This is a genomic window from Rhodospirillales bacterium (genome assembly GCA_014323865.1).
In the GTDB taxonomy this organism is placed as follows: Bacteria; Pseudomonadota; Alphaproteobacteria; order SP197; family SP197; genus SP197.
Map to the genome: position 1 here is coordinate 184,759 of JACONG010000010.1, position 17,065 is coordinate 201,823.

Annotated in this window: 18 protein-coding genes and 1 tRNA gene; 7 read left to right on the forward strand and 12 right to left on the reverse strand. The window is 65.1% G+C overall.

Annotation, left to right across the window (positions count from 1 at the left end; genetic code table 11):
• Nucleotides 1–10: 10 nt before the first annotated feature.
• Together GDA49_05215 and GDA49_05220 are read right to left on the reverse strand one after the other, a co-directional pair.
• Entirely contained in the window at nucleotides 11–1,546 is a 1,536-nt protein-coding gene (locus GDA49_05215) for a Ppx/GppA family phosphatase (protein ID MBC6439805.1), read from the reverse strand.
• Nucleotides 1,543–3,744, reverse strand: a complete 2,202-nt coding sequence (locus GDA49_05220; GenBank protein ID MBC6439806.1) for an RNA degradosome polyphosphate kinase — start codon at nucleotides 3,742–3,744, stop codon at nucleotides 1,543–1,545. Before GDA49_05220 ends, GDA49_05215 begins: the two co-directional genes overlap by 4 nt.
• 87 nt (nucleotides 3,745–3,831) lie before the next feature.
• Here GDA49_05220 and GDA49_05225 point away from each other — a divergent pair, with 87 nt between their 5' ends.
• The 5 genes from GDA49_05225 (at nucleotide 3,832) to GDA49_05245 (ending at nucleotide 7,312) form a co-directional block, all read left to right on the forward strand.
• A complete protein-coding gene (locus GDA49_05225; protein MBC6439807.1) occupies nucleotides 3,832–4,377 on the forward strand; it encodes a histidine phosphatase family protein in 546 nt (181 codons plus the stop codon).
• 52 nt (nucleotides 4,378–4,429) lie between these two features.
• A complete protein-coding gene (locus tag GDA49_05230; GenBank protein MBC6439808.1) occupies nucleotides 4,430–4,681 on the forward strand; it encodes a hypothetical protein in 252 nt (83 codons plus the stop codon).
• Nucleotides 4,682–4,811: 130 nt separating this feature from the next.
• Nucleotides 4,812–5,336, forward strand: coding sequence for a hypothetical protein (locus tag GDA49_05235; GenBank protein MBC6439809.1), 525 nt, complete (start codon nucleotides 4,812–4,814; stop codon nucleotides 5,334–5,336).
• Between the two features lie 184 nt (nucleotides 5,337–5,520).
• Nucleotides 5,521–6,111 carry a cysteine dioxygenase gene (locus tag GDA49_05240; GenBank protein ID MBC6439810.1) on the forward strand — a complete coding sequence of 197 codons (591 nt, stop codon included), beginning with the start codon at nucleotides 5,521–5,523 and terminating at the stop codon, nucleotides 6,109–6,111.
• Between the two features lie 505 nt (nucleotides 6,112–6,616).
• The gene (locus GDA49_05245) at nucleotides 6,617–7,312 is read left to right on the forward strand and encodes an ankyrin repeat domain-containing protein (GenBank protein MBC6439811.1); all 696 of its coding nucleotides are present in this window, start codon (nucleotides 6,617–6,619) and stop codon (nucleotides 7,310–7,312) included.
• Nucleotides 7,313–7,466: 154 nt separating this feature from the next.
• Here GDA49_05245 and GDA49_05250 read toward each other — a convergent pair whose 3' ends face one another.
• Both GDA49_05250 and GDA49_05255 read right to left on the reverse strand, forming a co-directional pair.
• Nucleotides 7,467–8,516 (reverse strand): permease, encoded by a 1,050-nt coding sequence (locus GDA49_05250; protein ID MBC6439812.1) that lies wholly within the window; start codon nucleotides 8,514–8,516, stop codon nucleotides 7,467–7,469.
• Nucleotide 8,517: 1 nt separating this feature from the next.
• Complete coding sequence (locus GDA49_05255; GenBank protein ID MBC6439813.1) at nucleotides 8,518–8,688, reverse strand: hypothetical protein; 171 nt, start codon at nucleotides 8,686–8,688, stop codon at nucleotides 8,518–8,520.
• Between the two features lie 130 nt (nucleotides 8,689–8,818).
• Between GDA49_05255 and gcvA the strand changes: the two genes are divergently transcribed.
• Nucleotides 8,819–9,775: a transcriptional regulator GcvA gene (gene gcvA, locus GDA49_05260; GenBank protein ID MBC6439814.1), complete on the forward strand. Its 957-nt coding sequence runs from the start codon at nucleotides 8,819–8,821 to the stop codon at nucleotides 9,773–9,775.
• A 180-nt stretch (nucleotides 9,776–9,955) separates the two neighbouring features.
• Here gcvA and GDA49_05265 read toward each other — a convergent pair whose 3' ends face one another.
• The 6 genes from GDA49_05265 to GDA49_05290 all read right to left on the reverse strand — a co-directional run bounded on the left by GDA49_05265 (nucleotide 9,956) and on the right by GDA49_05290 (nucleotide 14,837).
• A complete protein-coding gene (locus tag GDA49_05265; GenBank protein ID MBC6439815.1) occupies nucleotides 9,956–10,231 on the reverse strand; it encodes a hypothetical protein in 276 nt (91 codons plus the stop codon).
• Nucleotides 10,232–10,241: 10 nt separating this feature from the next.
• A complete protein-coding gene (locus GDA49_05270) occupies nucleotides 10,242–11,267 on the reverse strand; it encodes an NADP-dependent oxidoreductase (GenBank protein ID MBC6439816.1) in 1,026 nt (341 codons plus the stop codon).
• A 148-nt stretch (nucleotides 11,268–11,415) separates the two neighbouring features.
• Nucleotides 11,416–11,556: a hypothetical protein gene (locus tag GDA49_05275; GenBank protein MBC6439817.1), complete on the reverse strand. Its 141-nt coding sequence runs from the start codon at nucleotides 11,554–11,556 to the stop codon at nucleotides 11,416–11,418.
• Nucleotides 11,553–12,002, reverse strand: a complete 450-nt coding sequence (locus GDA49_05280; GenBank protein ID MBC6439818.1) for an ankyrin repeat domain-containing protein — start codon at nucleotides 12,000–12,002, stop codon at nucleotides 11,553–11,555. Before GDA49_05280 ends, GDA49_05275 begins: the two co-directional genes overlap by 4 nt.
• Nucleotides 12,003–12,164: 162 nt before the next feature.
• A complete protein-coding gene (locus tag GDA49_05285) occupies nucleotides 12,165–13,130 on the reverse strand; it encodes an L-carnitine dehydrogenase (protein ID MBC6439819.1) in 966 nt (321 codons plus the stop codon).
• Between the two features lie 27 nt (nucleotides 13,131–13,157).
• Nucleotides 13,158–14,837, reverse strand: coding sequence for an AMP-binding protein (locus tag GDA49_05290; protein ID MBC6439820.1), 1,680 nt, complete (start codon nucleotides 14,835–14,837; stop codon nucleotides 13,158–13,160).
• 111 nt (nucleotides 14,838–14,948) lie between these two features.
• Here GDA49_05290 and GDA49_05295 point away from each other — a divergent pair, with 111 nt between their 5' ends.
• Nucleotides 14,949–15,911 (forward strand): DMT family transporter, encoded by a 963-nt coding sequence (locus tag GDA49_05295; GenBank protein MBC6439821.1) that lies wholly within the window; start codon nucleotides 14,949–14,951, stop codon nucleotides 15,909–15,911.
• A 422-nt stretch (nucleotides 15,912–16,333) separates the two neighbouring features.
• Here the strand turns inward: GDA49_05295 and GDA49_05300 are convergent, their stop codons facing one another.
• Both GDA49_05300 and GDA49_05305 read right to left on the reverse strand, forming a co-directional pair.
• Complete coding sequence (locus GDA49_05300) at nucleotides 16,334–16,705, reverse strand: nitrile hydratase accessory protein (protein ID MBC6439822.1); 372 nt, start codon at nucleotides 16,703–16,705, stop codon at nucleotides 16,334–16,336.
• A 268-nt stretch (nucleotides 16,706–16,973) separates the two neighbouring features.
• Nucleotides 16,974–17,049 (reverse strand) — tRNA-Asn (locus tag GDA49_05305).
• Nucleotides 17,050–17,065: the final 16 nt, after the last annotated feature.

Consider the following 17,065-nt stretch of genomic DNA (forward strand, 5'->3'; position numbering starts at 1 on the left):
AGAAGGCCCTTCAGCTGGCGGCTTTTTTGGGCGCGAGTGTTGCCAGCCTTTGTTCGACGTTGACCGGCATATCGAGCGCACGGCCGAGCGAGGCGGCGTAGCGTTCGATCCTGTCGAAGGACGCGATCACCGCGTCGGGGCCGATCGCGAGCAACAGACTGTCGTCCGAGCGTTCCAAAGGCGTCTTGTCGAGCACGTGGCCACGACCGGCGCAGATCTCAAGGGCCAGCCGGAGGGCCTTGCCCAGTGCCTTGGCCTCTCCGATCCCGTCCTCGTCGAGCAGGCTTCGACATCCGGCGGCTTCGCCGGAGCCGGCCGAACCGCCGTAACGAACGAACACGGTGAGTGCCAGAAGGGCGCGCTGTTCGTGGTCCAGAACGGACCAGGGCATGCGCAGAATGCGGCTGAGCGCCTGTTCGGCGCGGTACTCCGGGTGCTCGTTCCAGCCGATGTCAGCCAGGATGCAGGCCGCCCGAACGAGACGTGTGTCGACCTCCACGAATTGGGAGGCAAGCGGCATGAGCCAGGCTTCAAGGGCGCCGGAGGGGTCGGAGAAGCGGCGATGCTGGCCGGCCAGTTCGCGGCAGGCGGACAGCAGAGGATCTTCCAACTGGATCGCGCGATCCAGCATGCGGAAATGATGGCCCTCGCGAAGGCCGTGCGCCGAGAACACCAACTCGTTGGGCTTGAGCACGGTGAGGACCCGTTCCAGCGCGATCGCACCCCACGGCAGCGTCTCGGCACGTTTCGCCGACACCGTGCGGATGCGGGCGATGGTCTCGCTGCCGAGGTGTTCGAGCATTCCGGCGAAGTCGCGCGCCTCGCGACGAGCCATGCGATAGCCATGCACGACCTGCAGCGGATAGTCCTGCTGTGCCATGTGAAGCCGGGCGACGGCACGCCAGGCACCACCGACCGCATAAAACGGCAGGCCGATCCAGTCGCGCAGCCAATCAACCTTCGCGAGGGCCTTGTCGATCACGCGGGTGGCGTCACCGAGTTCGCCACCTGTCCGTTCGATCAGGCGCAGCGGACCGATGTCGAGCGAGGACTGTCCGATGATGGTGCCGTTCCTGAGGGCGACCAGTTCCAGGCTGCCGCCGCCCAGATCGCCGATCACGCCTGTGACATCGGGCACAGCCGACACCACGCCCAGTGCGGACAGGCGTGCCTCCTCGTCACCGCTCAGGACCGTGACGATCGATCCGGTCTTCGCTTCGACGGTGCGGCAGAAGTCATCGCCGTTCCCGGCGCTGCGCACGCCTGCGGTGGCGAGCAGGGCAAGGTCGGCCACGGGCACGTCATGGGCCGTCCGGACCAGGGCATCGACGGCGTCCACGGCCTGCCAGAAGAGCGAGTCGCTGAACCGGCCCGAGCGTTCGACATCGGTGCCCAGGCCGATCACGGCCTTGCGGTTGACGATGGGCAGCGGCGCACGACTCAAACGGTCGTAGACCACCAGGCGGATCGAGTTCGAGCCGATGTCGACGATGCCGAGCCTGTGGCCCGATGTCCCGACCAGCTCTGGCGTGAAGCGCGAACTCATCCCTGGCTGTTGGCCGCCACGTTGCCGCGCCGAATCTGCTTCTGCAGCGCGCTGCCCCGGCCCGACAGGCTCGGGTTGATCATGAAGAATCGGTGGGCGCTGAAGGCGCTCTCGTCGCTTGTCAGCCGGGTGTAGCTGCCCTCCGCATCGAGCATCCAGGAGTGCGCGACATCGCGCAGGTTGGCGATCATGATCTGATCGAGCACCTGGCGGTGCACCGTGGCGTTGTTGATCGGCACCATGGTCTCGACCCTGCGGTCGATATTGCGCGGCATCCAGTCCGCCGACGAGACGAAGACCTTGGCCCTGGGCGAGGGCAGGGACTGCCCGTCGGCAAAACAGAAGATGCGCGAGTGTTCGAGGAAACGGCCGACGATACTCTTGACCCTGATCGTCTCCGACAGACCCGGCACGCCCGGACGCAGGCAGCAGATGCCGCGGATTACGAGCTCAATCGGCACGCCGGCCTGGGAGGCCTCATAGAGCAGGTCGATCAGATCGGGATCGACGAGCGAGTTCATCTTGCACCAGATACCCGCCGGTTTGCCGTTGCACGCATTGTCGGCCTCGCAACGAATCAGCGCGGTCAGTTCGTCGCGCATGCTCAGCGGTGCCACCACCACGGCCTCGAAGTTGCGCGGGCGGATGTAGCCGGTGAGGTAGTTGAAAATCCGGTTGGCGTCGCGACACAGCGCCGGATCGGCCGTGAAGAGCGAAAGATCGGTATAAATCTTGGCCGTGATCGGATGGTAGTTGCCGGTGCCGTAGTGGACGTAGCTCGTCAGGCGTCCGCTCTCGCGGCGCACAACGAGTGACATTTTGGAGTGCGTCTTGAGATCGACGAAGCCATAGACGATCTGCGCGCCGGCACGCTCCAGATCGCGGGCCCAGCGGATGTTCGCTTCCTCGTCGAAACGGGCCTTGAGCTCGACCACGGCCGTGACCGATTTGCCGGCCTCGGCCGCCTCAATCAGCGCCTTGACGATCGGTGAGCCCTCGCTGGTCCGGTAGAGCGTCTGCTTGATCGCGACGACGGCGGGGTCCCGTGCGGCCTGCTGCACGAACTGCACGACGACATCGAAGCTCTCATAGGGATGATGAACGATGATGTCCTTGGCCCGGATGGCATCGAAGCAGTTGCCGCCGAAGTCCCGGATGCGTTCCGGGAAACGTGCGGCATAGGGTTCGAACAGCAGGTCGGGTCGGTCACCCACGATGAGTTGGCTGAGATCGGCGAGACCCAGCTCGCCCGTGACCTCGGTGACGTCATCGGGATCGATCAGCAGGCGATCCATCAGCAGGCGGCGCAGCTCGTCGGGCATTTCCCGGTCGACCACGAGATCGATCACACTGCCGCGGCGGCGGCGCTTGAGCGCGGACTCGAAATGGCGGACGAGGTCTTCCGACTCCTCGTCGATCTCGATCTCGCTGTCGCGGACGACGCGGAAGTAACCGAGGCCGAGCAGGCGGAAGCCCGGGAAGAGCCGCTTCAGATGCATGCGCACCGCCTGCTCAAGCGGTAGGAAACGATGAATGTTGCCGGGCATGCGGATGAACCGATCGGTCTGCTGCGGCAGACGAATGATGGCGTAGACCGGTTCGTCCTGCCTGGCGCGATGGAACTTCAGGACCAGGCCGAAGCCGAAGTTCGGGATGAACGGAAAGGGATGCGCCGGGTCGATCGCCATGGGCGTCAGAAGCGGCAGAATCTCCATGTCGAACCGGTCGGCGAGCCATGTCTGCTCGGCGTCGGTGAGCTCATGCTCCTCGACGAGAACGATGTGCTCGGCATCAAGCTGTTCGCGCAGGCCGCGCCAGGTGTCGTACTGGCCGGCAATCAGCTGATCGGACTGGCGCTTGATCTCTTCCAGCTGCTGCAGGGGTGTGAGGCCGTCGATGCTCGGCGTTGTGACCCCGGCTTCGACCTGGGCCTTCAGGCCGGCTACACGTACCATCTGGAACTCGTCGTGATTGTTCGCCGAGATCGACAGGAAGCGCAGGCGTTCCAGCAGGGAATGGCGCGGGTTGCGCGCCTCTTCCAGGACCCGCGTGTTGAAGGCGAGCCAGCTCAGTTCCCGATTGATGTATCGTCCGAGCGGCAGGGGCGTTTCCACGGTTGCGGCGGCCGCCGCCGGTGAATTCTCCGCGCTCGTATTGGAAACGGCGTCATCGTTGTTGCGAAGGTCATCGTCGACCATTCGGAACTCCCTGTCACAACTTCCGTGTGATAATGTCTGGCCTCGCCATTGATAGCGCAATCATAGCATAAAATTGCCCGGATTTGGATGTCGGCGATTTTCGTCCGGAAGGAGGCGACCGTGCCGACGACGCTCTATCTGCTTCGCCACGCCAAGTCGAGCTGGGCCGATCCCGAACTGCAGGACCACGACCGGCCACTTCAGAAGAAGGGACAGCGGCGCGCCGGGAAGCTCAGGGCGTGGCTCGAAGACCGCGGTCTCGGATGTGATCTCGTTCTGTGTTCAACGGCTGTACGGACGAAAGAGACCCTCGCCATCGTGCTGCCCGCTTTGGGCGATCCCAGGGTGCGCCATCTCCCCGGGATTTACGGCATGGACGCCGATCGTCTCATCGCGATGCTGCGCAGGCTCGGCGATGACATCGAAAGGATCATGGTCGTCGGGCACGATCCCACGCTGCAGCAGACAGCGAGCACGCTTGCCATGACGTCGAATGGCGATGCCATGGATCGACTCAAGTCCAGGTATCCGACATCGGCGCTTGCGATGCTGACCTTCAGCGAGGCCGGGTGGGGCGCCCTGACGCCCGGTCTGGGCCATCTCGAGTTCTTTTTTGTGCCGCCCGACCCCTGAGGCGGGATAAGGTGACATGATATATAGCCTACACACAACATGAGTAACCACCATGGAGAACTTGAACTACTTCCACAGTTTCGTCGCTATCAACAGCTTCATGATGCTGACCGTGCTGTGGCTTCTCTTCTCCGTCGTCGCATGGCGCGCTGGGAAGCATCTCAAGGACGCCATCTTGGAGCACTTCGGCCTTCTTTCTCTGTTCTGTGCAGTCCTTGTAGGCAGTCTGTATATCTATGTGTTCCTCAGCTCCGGCTTTCCCGGCTTGATGCAGGTTATGGCTCGATTCCTTAGTTATAGGTAGGCAGTCTGTATTTCCAGGTGCCCCTCAGCTACACCGCATCCTGATGGATTAATGGTCGCCATCGACCGGCCTGAGCGCCTGAGGCTGCTCGCAAGTAGGAAGTTGCGACAGCTTTCCGGGAGATCGTTCGATGCGTGTGTTTGCCGGTTGGCTGTACGTTCTGGGCGGGGTCTCCGCCGTGTTCGGGGCGGCGCTCTGCTTCGCGCATATTCCGAATGTGCCGAGCGAGGATCAGCTGGAATGGTACGAGGGGTTCCTTCGCGGCATCCGCCTGGAGAAGGATTTCGACGGGACCGACATCGTCTATTTCATCTATCGCGACCACGACAAACGTTATCGCTACGTCTCCCGCTATCCGCAATACGTCGAGGTGCGGGACCGTCTGGGCATCAATCGCCAGGTCGACATTCTTGTCGAGATTGACGGCAAACCGGGGCTGGACGGGGCCTACGACGTCTGGGGCCTGGTCGAGCACGACCCACTTCATGAGGGCACCGTCGTGACCTATCAGGACATCCACGACGAGGTCACCGAGACCGACCGTTCATGGCAGGCCGTCGGCATGTACGGGTTTGGCGGCGGTGTGCTGGCCATCCTGCTGGGATACGGGATACGGCGAGCCGTTCCCCATGTGCCTAAGGACCCCACGGCCTGAGCGTGATCGGCCCGCGCCCTGGCCGCCCCGTGTGCGGGTGACGCCAGTGGCGTCCGTGTCGCTCACTTCGCCTCGAAGCCCTCGCGCTCCACGATTGCTACCATGTGGTGCGCGGCGATAGGCTCGTTGATATCTGGCCGATCGACGCCCGCGGCCACTGGTGAACAACGAAGGAGAGCCCGCCATGTCCGCCATGTCCGTTACAGCAGAACGTGCAGAACGTATCGCCGCCATCGAGGAGGCCCTCGCGAGGGTCCGCACGATCGAAGCCGGGCAGGGCGTGACGCGCAAATCGCTGGAGAACATCCGTGAGGTCATGATCGGTCTGTCGAGCCGTACCGAGCTCTTTCCCGTCGAGGAGTTTCCGATCCCGGAAGGCAACAACGGGGAGCTGTTCGAGGTGTTGTCGGTCGATGACGACGGACGCTTCGAACTCTACCTGGAGGTCGCCGACAGACAGGTTGCCACGCCGGCCCATAACCACACGACCTGGGCGGTGGTGACCGGAATCCGGGGCCTCGAGCTCAACCGTATCTATGAGGGCGACGGGGGACCGATCGGCGTGGCACCGCCCAGGGTCGCCCGCGAGGTCGAGGTAAGGAAAGGGTCGGGTGTCTGCCTGATGCCCAACGACTACCACTCGATTCACATCGAGCCCGGCGAACTGAACATGCATCTCCATCTCTACGGCCTCGGCTTCGCGTATCTGAAGGGCCGCAAGGCGTACAACGAAGGGAAGGGCGTCTACGAGAGCTTCGATGACGTTCCCGCCTGATGCGTGCGGAACGGCTCGCTCCCGCGGCACTGCGGGAGCGCCTGCGATCCGAGGGCGACGTTGCCCCGATCGATGTCCGGCCCCATGCAACGCCCAGCGTAAACGCGGCATCGACGATGCGCACGACCGTCAAGCTCCGCGAAGGCATGAAGGCATGAACGGGATGTTCGTCGCGCTTGAGCCTCGCGTCGGTCAGGGTCTGGCTGACCTGGCCGTCGTCCATGGTCTGCCCTGCTTCGGCCGGCATGGCGGCCTTTCGTCGCCAGGCCGGAAGCTCAGGCGCAACCGCCCATGGGTGCACCGTACATCGGGCGCAGCGCTTGACCGATGCACCTCCCGTGCCCTACATTGCGCCGGAAGAGAACATGGATCGAACACGGATCGACATCGGATCCTGACGTTCGGGCTGTTCAGGGGTGCGTGAACGTCAAGCCACCGAACCCTTTGGATCAACATGCCCTTTGGATTAACATGATTGCGGAGACGAGAGAATGGAGACGAAAGAATGACGAGCAGCAAGACCACAGGCCTGCGTGACAGGACCCGCCACGGGATCGCGGGCGCAATCCTGGCAACGCTGATGCTGACCGGTCAGGCCGGGGCGCAGGTCGTCGGATGCGACTGGACGGAACCGGCGTTCTGGGGCGGCGCGGACCTGCCGACCGTGGAACGCTGCATCGCCGCCGGTGCCGATATCGAAGCGCGGTCCGAAAGCGGAGCGACACCGCTGCACGTGGCGGCGGCGCGCGGTACAGCGGAGAGCGTGCAGGCCCTGATCGCCGCCGGTGCCGACATCGGAGCGCGGACCGAACTCGGACTGACACCGCTGCACGTGGCGGCGTTTGACGGCACAGCGGAGACCGTGCAGGCCCTGGTCGCCGCCGGTGCCGACATCGGCGCGCGGGACGAAGGCGGATTCACACCGCTGCACCTGGCGGCGGGTCTCGGCACAGCGGAGAGCGTGGAGGCCCTGATCGCCGCCGGTGCCGATATCGAAGCGTGGGGCGGACTCGGAGCGACACCGCTGCACTTTGCGGCGGGTGAGGGCACACCAGAGACCGTGGAGGCCCTGATCGCCGCCGGTGCCGACATCCGCGCGCGGGGCGAAGGCGGCATTCTCGCCGCCGATCTCGCCGAAGACAACGAAGCGGTGCGCAATCATCCCGTGTTCTGGGTGCTGAACGAAGCGCGGTATGACTGACCGGCGGGCGTCGGTTCGATAGGGGTGACCGGCGGGTCCGGCATTCCGTTCCGTCGCCGGCGGGCGACATCGGACACAACCGCGTCGTCGCCAGGGCGGGCCAAGGCGGGCCAGGGCGCTGCCGACACGTCTGGAGCGGGTGCGTGAAGACGCTCTAGCTCGTCGCCAGGAGGAGCCGGGTCAGCCAGCCCATCAGGATTGCGCTGCCCAGGCCGAGTGTGAGGTAGAGCGCGAACACCTTGCGCCGGACCACCACGAAGACAGCCATGGCCGTGGGAATCGATGTCACCTCGCCGCCGATCATGAAGGCGATCGCGGCACCCGGCTCCATGCCGAGTTCCAGCAGACCGGCGATCACCGGAACCGCGGCATAGCCGTTGAGGTAAGTGGGTATGCCGACGAAGGCTGCCAGAGGCACGGTCCACCACGCGCCGCTGCCGAGCAGGGCTGCGGCCTGCCCGGGCGGAACCCAGGCCAGCAGCAGGCTCTCGATCACGAAGGCGAGGGTGAGCCACCTGATCATGAAGAAGGCGATCGAACGCGCCTGGATCGCGAAGCGTGTGCGTCGTTCCGGGTCGCGCCAGAAGCGCAGCATGACGGGGCGCTCGTTATCGGTGCCGCACCCGGTGCCGTAGATTGTGCCCGGGTTGTCGAACGGGACGTCGGCGCGCAGGGGCGAGCGAACCCAGGAAAAGCGGATCAGTGCCAGGGTGAGAAACCCGGCCAGCAGACCGGAGAGGATCGCGGTCAGCGCGCGAACCAGAGCGAACGGCAGGTCGACGATGCCGACCGTCAGCACGAACATCTCGGGATCGATCAGCGGTGAGCCGACCCAGAAGGCCATGACGGGTGCCAGGGGGACGCCAGCGCCGAGCAGGCCCGCGACCAGCGGCACGACGCTGACCGAACAGAAAGGCGAGAGCGCGCCGAAGACACCGGCGAGGAGGACTGCATGCACGGTCCGCCGGCGCAGGGTCTCGCCGAGCGGACGATCGAGCGCGGTGGCGGCGATCGATGCCGCCATCATGCTTGAGACGGCGACGAACGGCAGCACCCGGATCCAGCTCTCGAACAGGAAGAGAAGGGAGTCGCGGAACTGATCGGCATTGAACGCCAGAACCGCGAGCAGGATCGTCCCGCTCGCCGTCCAGACCTTGTCGATGCGCCGCCAGAACCGCGTCGCCACCTGCTCCGCGACAGCCATGTCAGGCGGTGTCGCGTTCGAACGGACCGCGGGTCGGCATGAGCAGGGGTTCGTGGCGGTCGGGGTCGGCGATGTGGCCCAGACCGATGTCGTGCTTGAGGTGGCGGTCGAGCCGGGCGATCCGGCGAAGGCTCTGGCGGGTCGTGAGGTTCTTGCATATGGCGTCAAACATTGCTCAACTCCCTCTTGTCTGCGACAGCGTTCGATCTTTCGTTCTGCCCGCTTGCGTGCCTGAAATGTGAGCCCGGACGCCCGATTTCTCAAACGAGAAGTCTGCGCACCTGTTTTTAGGAAAACTGAAAATGTCGGAACGTCTTCCCTCGCTTGGAGCGCTACGCGCATTTGAAGCTGCGGCGCGTCACATGAGCCTGACGCGTGCTGCCGAGGAGCTTCATGTCACGCCGGCCGCGGTCAGCCACCAGGTCAAGGCGCTGGAGAATGACCTCGGCATTCGCTTGTTTGATCGCGAGAACCGATGCCTCGTCCCGACGCCCGATGCGCGGTCTGGGCTGAATGAACTGCGCCGCGGTTTCGATTTTCTGGCGGAGGGTGTGCGCCGTATTCGCGAAAGCCGTATGAACCCGATCCTGCGTGTCACCACCGAACCGACCTTCGGCGGAAGCTGGCTGGTGCCACGATTGTCGGCATTCCGCACCGTCTGCCCCGACCTCGATATCCTGATCGACGCATCCGACCGTCTGGTCGACTTCGAACGCGACCCCATCGACATCGGCGTCCGCTGGGGTGGCGGCCGTTATCCCGGTCTGGTCGCCGAACAGCTCTTCGGCGACGAGGAGGTCATCGTGGTGTGTCCGCCGTCGCTGCTGGACGGGGACCACCCGTTGCGCGAACCCGACGACCTGCAGCACCATCTGCTGATCCATCTCGACTGGCCGGTCGGGCAGGGGGATTGGCCGGACTGGCCGAAATTGCTCAAGGAAGCCGGCGCGACGGCTGTCGATGGCACGCGGGGCCTGCACTTCACGGCCCACAGCCATGCCATTCGTGCGGCACGGGACAGCAGGGGAGCGGTGCTTGCCACCCGGTCGCTGGTGAACGAGGACCTGCGCTCAGGCGCCCTGGTCGAACCCTTTGACATCACCCTGCCGACCGGCACCCGGATGTTCCTGGTCTACCGCCGCGACCGGGCCGGGGAACCCGCGATCGCCTCCTTCCGCAGCTGGATCGTCGAGGCGGCTGCGCACGATGCGGCGGCGTGGGGCCGGCAGACGGAGCGTGTCCGGGTACGGGTCCGTTGATTGTCCTCGACGATACGGAGACCATGGTTGAGACCGCTCGCGAGGCGGGCCGGGATGCCCGTCTCTTCAACAGCGTCGCCGACATCCCTGGCCACCCGGACGTCAATGAAGCGTCGGTGCGGCCCGAGACCTTCTAAATCCGCCTGAAGTGCATCCTGAAGTCGCGCGGACCGCTGTCGCTCATGGGGAAGGCACCTTCCTCGAGGTAGCGCTGGTGGCAGCGTCGGACGGCCCCATCGGTACCGGGACCCTGCCGTTCTTCGGTACGGGCGTGCCTTCGTTGCAGACGTCGTCGGCATACCAGCGGAACAGCGTCTGGCCGGGTGCGCTGGATGCCACCCGAGCGTCCCACATCGCCATCTCGATCCCGCCGAAGGCGCACGTCATGCCCTGCACATTGCCCCCAGGGGTGTAACGGATGCCCGGGAGACAGCGCCGCCCGGCGGTGATCTTCATCGGTGCGCTCCTATCGCGTCGGATCGTCTCCGATCCTGACGAGCTGTTTGCCGAAGTTCTTGCCTTCCATCAGGCCAGCGAAGGCGGCAGGGGCGTTTTCCAGGCCCTCCACGATGTCCTCGCGGTACTTGATGCGGCCATCCTGAACCCAACGGGTCAGACGCGCGAGGCCTTCGTGGTAGCGGGCCTGCCAGTCGAACACGAGCAGGCCACGCATCGTGGCACGCTTGACCAGGACGTGGCGCAGGTTGCGCGGGCCCATGGCCTGTTCGGTGTCGTTATACTGCGCGATCTGGCCGCAGATGCCGACCCGCGCCCACATCGCCATGTTCTCGAAGGCGGCGTCGCTGATCGGGCCGCCGACATTGTCGAAGTAGCAGTCGATGCCGTCGGGACAGGTCTCGCGCATGGCGGCCGACATATCCGTTGTGGTGCGGTGGTTGATGGCGGCATCGAAGCCGAGCTCCCTGATGATGAAGTCGCACTTCTCGTCCGAGCCCGCGACGCCGACGACGCGACAGCCCGCGATCTTGCCGATCTGGCCGACCACGCTGCCAACCGCACCCGACGCGGCATTCACGACCAGCGTGTCGCCGGCGCGCGGCGTCAGGACCTCGAGCATGCCGAAGTAGGCGGTCAGGCCCGGCATGCCGAGAACGCCGAGCGCGGTCGAGATCGGTGCGGCTGCGGGATCGAGCTTGCGCAGGTCGCGGCAATCGGCGATGCCGTGTGTCTGCCAGCCGATATGGGCGGCAACGTAGTCGCCGACGGCGACGCCGTCGGCGTTCGAGGCGACGACCTCACCGGCGACCTCGCCGACCATGACCTTGCCGATCTTCTGCGGCTCGGCATAGCTGGGTCCGGGCCGCAGGCGTCCGCGCATGTAGGGATCGACCGTGAGATAGATCGAGCGGACCAGCACCTCGCCGTCGCCGGGCTCTGCCGCCGGGCTCTCGACCAGATCGAAGTGCTCAGGCCCCGGCGCGCCGACCGGGTATTCCCTCAGGGTCAGGGCACGGTTGGTGTTCGCAGCCATGGGTGTCTCCTCATTGTTGAGAGCTGAAGCGGATTCACGCTCCAGGTTTCCCGAACACGGCACGATCGGCAATGGCGTCGTTGTGCCTGGCAAGATCGACAGGACGCGTGCCGCCTTCGTTTCGCACCCCGATCCCGACGCCCGCCGGTCAGTCGAACCGCGCGTCGTTCAGCACCCAGAACACGGGATGATTGCGCACCGCTTCGTTGTCTTCGGCAAGATCGGCGGGGAGCTTGCCGAATTCGTTCCGCGCGCGGATGTCGGCACCGGCGTCGATCAGGGCCTTCACGGTCTCCTCTGTGGTGTCAAACCACCTTCGGCCCGCGCCCCGATATCGGCCCCGGCGTCGATCAGGGCCTTCACGGTCTCTGCCGTGCCGTGACCCGCCGCCACGTGCAGCGGCGTCGCTCCGTTGTCGGTCCGCGCCTCGGTGTCAGCCCCGGCGTCGATCAGGGCCTGCACGCTCTCCGCTGTGCCGTCACGCGCCGCCACGTGCAGCGGTGTCCATCCGTCTTCGTCCCGCGCGCGGATGTCGGCACCGGCGGCGATGCAACGTTCCACGTCCGGCAGGTCCGCGCCGTCCCAGAACGCCCAGTCTGTCCAGTCGCATCCGACGACCTGCGCCCCGGCCTGACCGGTCAGCATCAGCGTTGCCAGGATTGCGCCCGCGATCCCGTGGCGGATCCTGCCACGCATATCCCGTGTTCCGGTGCCCCGTGTTCCGGTACAAGTCATTCTCTCGTCTCCTCATGTTCGATCCATGTTCGCTCCCGGCCCAGTGTTAGGGCACGGGAGGTGCATCGGTCAAGCGCTGCGCCCGATGTGCGGTGCACTCATGCGCGATTGCGCCGGGTTTTCCGACCTGGCGACGAAAGGCCGCCTGTCGGATGAAGACCGTCATGGCCGGGTTCCGCCCTCGCCGGTCACCGCATTGAAGTGCTGCAGAAAGCCGACGAGCGCCTTGTCGCGCAGTGCGTTGAGCTCTTCGATGGTGCGGTTGCCCTGCAGGCGTTCGGCCCCGGCGGCGAACGTCTCGATCAGTTCGTCGGTGATCGGCGGCGAAGGCAGGCGGGTCCAGTCGTCGGAGACGGCGGGGTCGAAATGCCTGAGGAAGTGGCGCATGCCGCCTTCGCCGCCCGCCAGATGAAACAGCAGGCAGTAGCCCATCACGGCCAGCCGCGGGCCGAAGCCGTAGACGATCGATTCGTCGATCTGTTCGGGCGTCGCCTCGCAAGCATCGACCATGTAGACGATCTCGTTCCACATTGCCTGCTGCAGACGATCGGCGATGTGACCGGGCACCTCGCGATCCATCCTGAGCGGGTGTTTTCCGGCGACAGTGTAGAACTCGCAGGCCCAGTCGACCGCTGAGGCACCCGTCTGCTTGCCGCCGACGACTTCGACCAGCGGCATCAGGTAGGGCGGATTGAAGGGGTGGCCCAGCACCATGCGGCCCGGATTGCCCGCCTTCGCCTGGATGTCGGATATCAGCAGGCCCGAGGTGGATGATGCGATCACCACATCGTTGGGCATCGCCGCGTCCATGGCGGCGTACATCTCCTGCTTGATGTCGATCCGCTCGGGCCCGCTTTCCTGCACGAAGTCGGCATTGGCCACGGCTGCGGCGAGGTCGGTCGTGAACGCCACGCGATCCTTCGAGGCGCCCTCGCTGAGGCCCATGGCTTCGAGGCTCGGCCAGGCCGAATCGATGATGCGGCGCATCCGGGCCTTGGCGGCCGGATTGATGTCCTGCACGGTGACATCGTAGCCCCTGGCCGCGAAACCGGCGGCCCAGCCGGCGCCGATGACGCCGCCGCCGATGCAGGCGATGGAACGAACATCCTGTGGCGCGGGACGATTCATGGGCGTGAACTCCTGTCTGTGAGGGTGCTAGCGGCGGTTGACGTCGAAGTCGGCGTCGTCAAGACCGAGCGCATTGGCCCGATCCCGCAGGGCGAACTTCCGGATCTTGCCGGTCGCAGTCTTCGGCAGCGGTCCGTAGACGATGGTCTTCGGCACCTTGAAGTGGGCCATGTTGTCGCGACAGAAGCCGATGATGTCGGTCGGGTCGGTTGCTTCCCGACCGGGTTTGAGTGTCACGAAGGCGCAGGGTGTTTCGCCCCATGTCTCGTCGCTGCGCGCGACCACGGCGGCCTCCATGACGGCCGGATGCTTGAACAGCATGTCCTCGATCTCGATCGAGCTGATGTTCTCACCGCCCGAGATGATGATATCCTTGGAGCGGTCCTTCACTTGGATGTAGCCGTCGGGATGCATCACGCCGAGATCGCCCGAGTGGAACCAGCCGCCGGCCAGGTCCTTGCGTGTCTGGTCGGGGTTGGAGAGATAGCCCTTCATCACCGTGTTGCCGCGCAGCATGATCTCGCCGATCGTCTCGCCGTCGGCGGGGACGGGTTGCATCGTGTCGGGATCGGCCACCATGTGGCCGGCAACCATGGGATGACGCAGGCCCTGGCGCGACATGGCCTGGGCCCGGTCCTCGACGGACATGTCCATCCAGTCGTCCTGACAGGATGCAATCAGAGCGGGACCATAGGTTTCGGTCAGGCCGTAGAGGTGGATGACCCTGAAGCCCAGCGCCTCCATGCCCGCGATCACGGCGCTCGGTGGCGCAGCGCCACCGGTCGAGATCGTCACGGTCTGGGGGAAGGTGCGTTTGTGTTCGTCGGGTGCGTTCAGGATCATGTTGAGCACGATCGGCGCACCGGCCATGTGCGTGACCCTGTGCTCGTCGATCAGGCGGAAGATCGCCTTCGAATCGACCTTGCGCAGCAGGATATGGGTTCCGGCAAACGCCGTGACGCCCCAGGCATGGCACCAGCCGTTGCAATGGAACATCGGCAGGGTCCAGAGGTTCACCGTTTCGCCGGAGAAGCCGAGCGACATGCCGTTGCCGATGCCGTTCAGGAAGGCACCGCGATGGTGATAGACCACGCCCTTGGGGTTGCCCGTGGTGCCTGATGTGTAGTTGAGCGAGACCGCGTTCCATTCGTCAGCGGGCAGAACGGGCTCGTCGGCGGAATCGCCGGCCTCCAGGAATGCCTCGTATGTCGTGTCGCCGAAGCCGGTCTCGTTGTCGGTATCGGGGTCGTCGATCGCGATGACATGGAGCGGCTTGCCGTGCTGGGCCACGGCCTCTTCCATGGTGGCGGTAAACTCGCGGTCGGCGATCAGGACGCGCGTGCCCGCATGGCCCAGCATGAAGGCGATGGACGCCGCGTCGAGGCGGAAGTTGAGCGCGTTGAGGACCGCGCCGGCCATCGGGACGCCGAAGTGCGCCTCCAGGATCGCCGGGCCGTTCTGGGCCATGATCGCAACGCTCTCGCCGCGCTCGACGCCATGCTTGCGCAGGGCGCTCGCCAGTCGCCGGCAGCGATCGTGCATTTCGGCATAGGTCGCGGACCGGTCGCCGTAGACCCAGGCGGTCCTGGCCGGATGGGTGAGGGCCGAGCGGACCAGGAAATCGATCGGCGTCAGGGCCTCGTGGTTGGCCGGCGTCTGATCGAGATCGGTCTCGAAACGGTTGGTGGAGGAATCGGTTGCGGTCACGTGGTGTCCTCAAGGAAATGCGGCTGATGACCCACGGCGCGCGGGTTTGCCTTCGTTGCCGTTCACGGTCGCCCTGTCAATGCCTGCGGGAGCGGTGCTAAGAGGGTCGTTATGGTTGTTTTGCAAGCCGCGCGTATGGCGCCAGGCGTCAAGGGTCTTCTCTGCATGGTGGCCGGTTGCGCTCTGGTCACCTTCAACGACGCGATCCTGAAATGGCTGACCACGGATTATCCGGTGGGCCAGATCATGTTCGTGCGCGCGATCTTCGTGTTTCCGCCGATCCTGCTCCTGGCGCTCAACGAGGGGGGACTGTCGAACCTGCGCGTGCGCAATGTGAAGGGCCATGCCGTGCGATCCGGCATTGTGGTCTGCGGCATGTTCCTCTTCGTCACCGCGATCAGCCTGATGCCGATCGCCGATGCGCTCGCAATCGCCTTTGCCGCGCCGTTGCTGGGCACGGTGCTGGCCGTGCCGATGCTGGGCGAGCGGGTCGGCTGGCGGCGCTGGTCGGCTGTCATCGTCGGCTTGTGCGGCGTGGTCGTGGCTCTCAAGCCCACAGGCGAGGGGATCGCACTCGCCGCGCTGCTGCCACTCGGTGCGGCGGTGACCGGTGCCCTGCGCGACATCGTGACGCGCAGGCTGAGTGTTTCCGACAGTTCGTCGTCGATCCTCATGGTGACCACGGTTGCCGTCATGCTGGCAGGCCTCGTCTCGTCGCTCGCGCCCGTCGTGGGCTGGCACGCGGTCGCCTGGCAAGCCATGACCTGGGAGCACATCGGCCTCCTGGCCGGTGCGGGTGTCCTGCTGGCCGGCGCGCAGTACCTGATGATCGAGGCGGTGCGTTACGCCGAGATCGGGCTTGTCGCGCCGTTCAAGTACACCAGCATCGTCTGGGCCGTGATCCTGGGCTACCTCGTGTTCGACACCGTACCCGACGTCTGGATCGTCACCGGCTCGACCATTGTCATCGCCAGCGGCCTCTACATCCTGCATCGCGAAACGACCCTCAACACAGCGCACCGATCGGTCCCGGATCGGCCGGATTCCGCGCCGCTGGACCGGCCACCGCGTTGACGGCCGACAACACCTGGCCGCATCGCCGATCTGCCCTGCAAGGCGCGCAACCATCGGGAGGAACCAGGGGACATTGTGCCAGGGGACATTGTGAAGGTGAAGGTTGCGTTGGCGATGGATGGCGGCTCTGTCATCGGTGCAATCGTCGTGGATCGGGATCGATGCGGTCAGCGGAGTCTCGTCATCGGCGAGGCGTTTGCCGATCCGCATGCCGGCATTGACGCAGTTGACCTGTGCCGTGATGGCCGCCGGGATGAGGCCGTTGGTTCATAAGGGCGACCTTGGTGCGACGGTGAGCCTCCGGATCGTCCTGGTCGGGCACCGTTCGGCGGTCAGGCGCGCGGCCGTGTCGTCATCCTTGCTGCGATGCGCTGCGACGAGGCGGTTGAGGGCCTCCTTGCGGGCGCGTTCCAACGTCATGGTCAGGACTTGCGCGCGGGATCGACGGCGATCGGTCCGGAGTCGGATGTGGTCGGGTGCGGAGGATGGTCCGCAAGATGCGCCTTGCGCTCGGCCAGGGCGGCCGTTTGGGCCATGCCCTTGGCCGTCACCAGCCGTTCCGCTGCGGCAAGCCAGCGTTCGTAGTAGTCGCTGCCGTCGTCGGCCCCGTTGGTCTGGATTTCGTCGATCAGCAGGTGTTTGAAATCGTCCCATATGTACTGCCCGTCCATGTACATCTGCGAGACCAGCGCAAAGATGCGGGCTTGCCAGGGTTCCTTGAACACCGGACCGCTGCCGTCGTCGGGCAGCATATCGAGGATCGCCTGGGGCGGTTGGATCGTGGTTTCGTTCATGTTGCTTCTAGGTAGCTTTCCCAGAGGTCGAGGATCACCGCGTCGCGGCCGTGGGCGTCATCGCCCTCGAAGAGGTCGGGATGGATCTGGTCTTCCCAGACCTCCATCATGGTGCGTCGTGGTGCGCGGCGATGTCGCTCTGGAAATCCTGGTCTGCCATGTGTCCCCGTCGCGGCCCGGACGCGGCGCGGTCCAAGGGTACTTCGGACAAGGGAAGCAGGGAGAAAAAAAGAAAAGGCCGCATCGGTCTGATGCAGCCTTTTCGAATTGGCTCCGCGAGTAGGACTCGAACCTACGACCCGCTGGTTAACAGCCAGCTGCTCTACCAACTGAGCTATCGCGGATCAGTGGCAGAAAGAT